Origin of the sequence: Actinophytocola sp., from assembly GCF_035634895.1 — a bacterium.
Classification (GTDB): domain Bacteria; phylum Actinomycetota; class Actinomycetes; order Mycobacteriales; family Pseudonocardiaceae; genus Actinophytocola.
Genome location: NZ_DASQCC010000136.1, coordinates 1 through 3,784, shown reverse-complemented (window position 1 = coordinate 3,784; position 3,784 = coordinate 1). Strand labels below are relative to the sequence as shown.

At 70.0% G+C, this 3,784-nt stretch carries 4 protein-coding genes; 2 read left to right on the top strand and 2 right to left on the bottom strand.

Annotated features, from left to right (window positions below; translation table 11 throughout):
- A partial coding sequence (locus tag VET29_RS19525) for a winged helix-turn-helix domain-containing protein (protein ID WP_324922386.1) occupies positions 1-319 on the top strand: 319 nt, incomplete at its 5' end.
- Complete coding sequence (locus VET29_RS19520; protein WP_324922382.1) at positions 316-1,659, top strand: HAMP domain-containing sensor histidine kinase; 1,344 nt, start codon at positions 316-318, stop codon at positions 1,657-1,659. The genes VET29_RS19525 and VET29_RS19520, both read left to right, overlap by 4 nt.
- 13 nt (positions 1,660-1,672) lie before the next feature.
- On the opposite strand, the gene VET29_RS19515 is transcribed toward VET29_RS19520, so the two are convergent.
- Both VET29_RS19515 and VET29_RS19510 read right to left on the bottom strand, forming a co-directional pair.
- A complete protein-coding gene (locus VET29_RS19515; protein WP_324922378.1) occupies positions 1,673-2,782 on the bottom strand; it encodes a phosphodiester glycosidase family protein in 1,110 nt (369 codons plus the stop codon).
- Positions 2,783-2,960: 178 nt separating this feature from the next.
- Positions 2,961-3,784, bottom strand: an 824-nt coding sequence (locus VET29_RS19510) for a hypothetical protein (RefSeq protein ID WP_324922374.1), incomplete at its 5' end; no start/stop codon positions are given.

Sequence of the window (3,784 nt, the reverse complement as noted above, 5' to 3'; positions counted from 1 at the left end):
CGCGCTGCTTCGCCGCCACACGATCCCAGCATCGAACGCGAGCGGCCTGGTCGTCGATCCGATCGCACACGCGGCCCTGTGCGGTGGTGAGACGGTCGGCCTGACGCCCACCGAGTTCCGGTTGCTCTCAGCCCTGGCCGGCCGCTCCGGCGACGTCGTTCGGCGGCGGGAGCTGGTCCACGCGGGTTGGCCGCACGGCGCCATCGTGCACGACAATACGCTCGATGCCTACATCACACGACTTCGCCGCAAGCTCCGCGCGCTCCCGGGCGCTCCCGGATTGAAGACCGTTCACGGCGTCGGATACTCGCTGCGGTGATCGCGCGACCGCGCGGCATCCGCAGCCGCCTGCTGCTCGCCACGGTGCTGTCTGTCGGCGCGACGATGTGTGTGCTGGTGATCGGCTTCAACCTGCTCTTCGCCCACAGGCTGGACGCCGACGCGACCGACCGTGCCAGGGCACGCGCCACGGCGCAGCTGCCCGCGCTCACGACCAGCCACGGACAGCTCGCCGTCGGCGAGGCGCCCGACGCCGCGGTCGGCGACACCCCGATCTGGATCTTCGCCGGCGACCGGGCGCTGGAGTCACCGCGCGTCGATCCGGCCCTGACGGCCGCCGCGCACTCCCTGGCGCGGGGCTCGTCTCACACGACCGATGTCCCCGGGACGGACGTTCGCCTGTACGCGGCGCCGGTCGTCCGCAACGGACGCCGCCTGGGAACGGTCGTTGCCGGTGTGTCGCTCGCCGCCTACGAGCAGGCCCAGCAGACCGCCCTCGTCGCCTCGATCGTCCTCTGCCTGCTGCTGCTGGCCGTCATCGCCGCGGTTGCCGGCTGGATCCTGAGCCGGGCGCTGCGACCCGTGTCGACGATGACCGCCTCAGCCCGGACGTGGAGCGAGCACGACCTTGATCACCGGTTCAACCAGGGGCCGCCGCACGACGAGCTGACCGAGTTGGCCGACACCCTCGACCAGCTGCTGGAACGCACAGCCGACGCCTTACGGCGCGAACAACGGCTCTCTGCCGAGATCTCCCACGAGCTGCGCACCCCCCTTGCACGCATCGCCACCGAGGCCGAGCTGGGCCTCCGCCGCGACCGCACCATGGAGGAGTACCGCCACGCCCTCGCGGCCATCGAACGGAACGTGCGCGCGATGACCCGGATCATCGATGCCCTGTTGGGCGCCGCCCGAGCGGCGGTCGGCGACAGGCGGGGATCCTGCTCGGCCCTCCAGGTGGTCGACCGAGTGGTCGAGACGACGGCCGAAGTGGCCAAGGCCCGCGGCGTGACCGTGACCACCCAGATCGCGACCCCGGATCTCAAGGTGAGCGCCGATCTGGAGCTGGCGTGCCGGATCCTGCAGCCCGTGGTGGACAACGCGTGCCGCTACGGCAGATCCACGGTCACCGTGGCGGCCGAGCGCGACCGGCATGAGGTGAGGTTCATGATCTGCGACGACGGCGCCGGCGTGCCCGGCGCCGAGTGCGAGCGGATCTTCCAGCCAGGCATCCGCGGAGGTGGCGCCGCTGCGGAGCCCGCAGGTGCTGGCCTGGGCCTGCCGCTGGCGCGGCGTCTGGCCGAGTCGATCGGAGGAACCATCACGGCTGCCCCGGGCCCCGGCGGCAGGTTCGTGGTCCGGCTTCCAGCTGTCAGGTGAGCAGCGTCGCGCGTTACCTGAACGGAACGGTGACCGGGCCGGGCACGCGCCGGTAGACGGCGAAGAAGTCCCGGTCATCCGGCACCAGGTATCGGGTTGGCGGCTGCTGGTAGTTCGGCACCACCTGCACCGGATCCAGCCCGCCGCGATGGCTGTAGGTGATCAAGGTCGGCCACTCCGGGTTGATATCGAGCTGCATCGCGCGCACCGCGCCCGCGTGCTGCAGGATCCGCGCCAGCGTGACCACCGTCTGGTAATCCGCTGCGGCGTAGATCAGGTTGCCGTGCCGGTCGATACCCGCGCCCGTTCGCCAGACGCGGACGGCGTTGCCGAGCGTGAAGCCCCACTGCGAGCTGTCGTTCAGGGCCGGGTTGAGGCGCCCGTGATCGATGATCAAGGGCAGGCTCTGGCGTGCGAAGGCCACCTGCGGGCCGGCGACCGGGCCGCCGTGCCACGTCTTCACATCCACATGGCCGTTCCGATAGGCCACGAGGGTTGCCAGGCCCGCCTTCAGCGGCTCGTACATCTTCCCGTTGATGGACGATCCGTTGTTGCCGTCGTTGTAGATGAAGCCGCCGTTGAACGTGGCTAGCAGGCGCCAGCGCTGGCCGGGAGGCACGGACATCGGGCCGCGGATGGGAGCGTTGGGAGGTTCGTAGCGGCCCGGATACCACGCGGCCGAGGTGCGCGTGTGATCGAACCACGCCACGTACGCGACGATCCGCGGGTAGTCGACCTCTGTCCGGAAGGTCGTGACGAGCACCGGCGAGCGCCCGGCCACGGTGGGGCCGGTGCCTCTCCATACGCCTTCGCCGGGCAGCGGGTGCGCGAAGACGGGACTGATCGGCGGAGGCATGTACCCACCGTGGCGCCGTGCCTCGGCCTTCTCCGTCGAGGCGTCGGTGAGTCCGGCCGTCGGCAGGCTGGTCAGCTGGGGACCGCCCTTCGCGGGCGTCTTCCAGCTGTAGTAGTAGTGCTCGACCTCGTCGACGAGCCAGTTGCCATGGTGCGCTCGCAGCCACTCGACGCTGCGTGGCCAGAGCGGCAGGCTCGACGGCTGCATCATCGTGGTCGTGTAGGAGTACGCGGCCGGGGCGAGCAGCAGCAGGAAGACCAGCGCCACCGGCAGACCTGTGCGACGCCACCGACGCCGATCGCGATCGGGGCGATCCGCCCTTCGCAGCGGTCGAGGCAATCTCATCGCCCGACCCTAGCCAGTTCGTGTGTGAGCGAAATGAGGAGCACGAGCCGCCGGGCCGGGTCGCACCGCGTTGAGTGCGACCCGGCCCGGCGTCCTTTCCCTACGGGCCGACGCGGGCGAAGAACGCGTCCTCTCCATGGCCACAACGGCCGTCGAAGCACGCGGTGTTCCGCATGTCCGTCCAGTAGGCCAACACGTCACCACTGCCGGGATCGATGGCGATGTTGCTGTAGTCCCCGAGGAACTGCGTGGCGAACGGGAACGCCGCGTTGGCGGTCGCCGCGAACCAGCGGTCGTTCGTGGTCGGGTCCGACTTCACCGTCGTCACCGGCGCGACCGAGAACGACAGCGAACCGGGCGACGACTCAGTTGCCAGCGAGTAGTCGTACCTGTGGTTCGCGGTATCCGTCCCACGGTCGAAGGTGCCGATGTGCAGGCGGCCGGAGGCATCGTAAGCGCCCCACGGCATCCACTGGTCGCCGCTGCGACGGATCGCCACCGGCGTCGACCAGGTGGCACCTCGGTCGAACGACTGGCTGACCACCACGTCGGAGTTGGTCGTGGCGGCGTACGGGTCGGTCGGTGCCGGCAGCGTGCTGTTTCGCATGTCCGACCAGACCACGGCCAGGTGCGCCGGGTTGCTCGGATCCGCGGTGATGTTGCCCGCCGCCCACGTCCGGAACATGCTGTCCTGGTAGGTCTGCCGTCCTGCGGCGATCGGATAGTCGGTCGCGCCGTCGATCACCTGCGCCACCGCGGTGGGGCCGGCCACCCGCGCGCCGGTGCTGGGTGACACCTGCACCACCTCGTACGTGTCGCGTCCGGTCGTGAGATCGGTCGTGTTCAGGAATGCGACGTAGATCTTCCCGTCCTCGGCCACGGTGGGAACGGACACGAACGCCTCGTCGAGGTCGCCCGAGATCA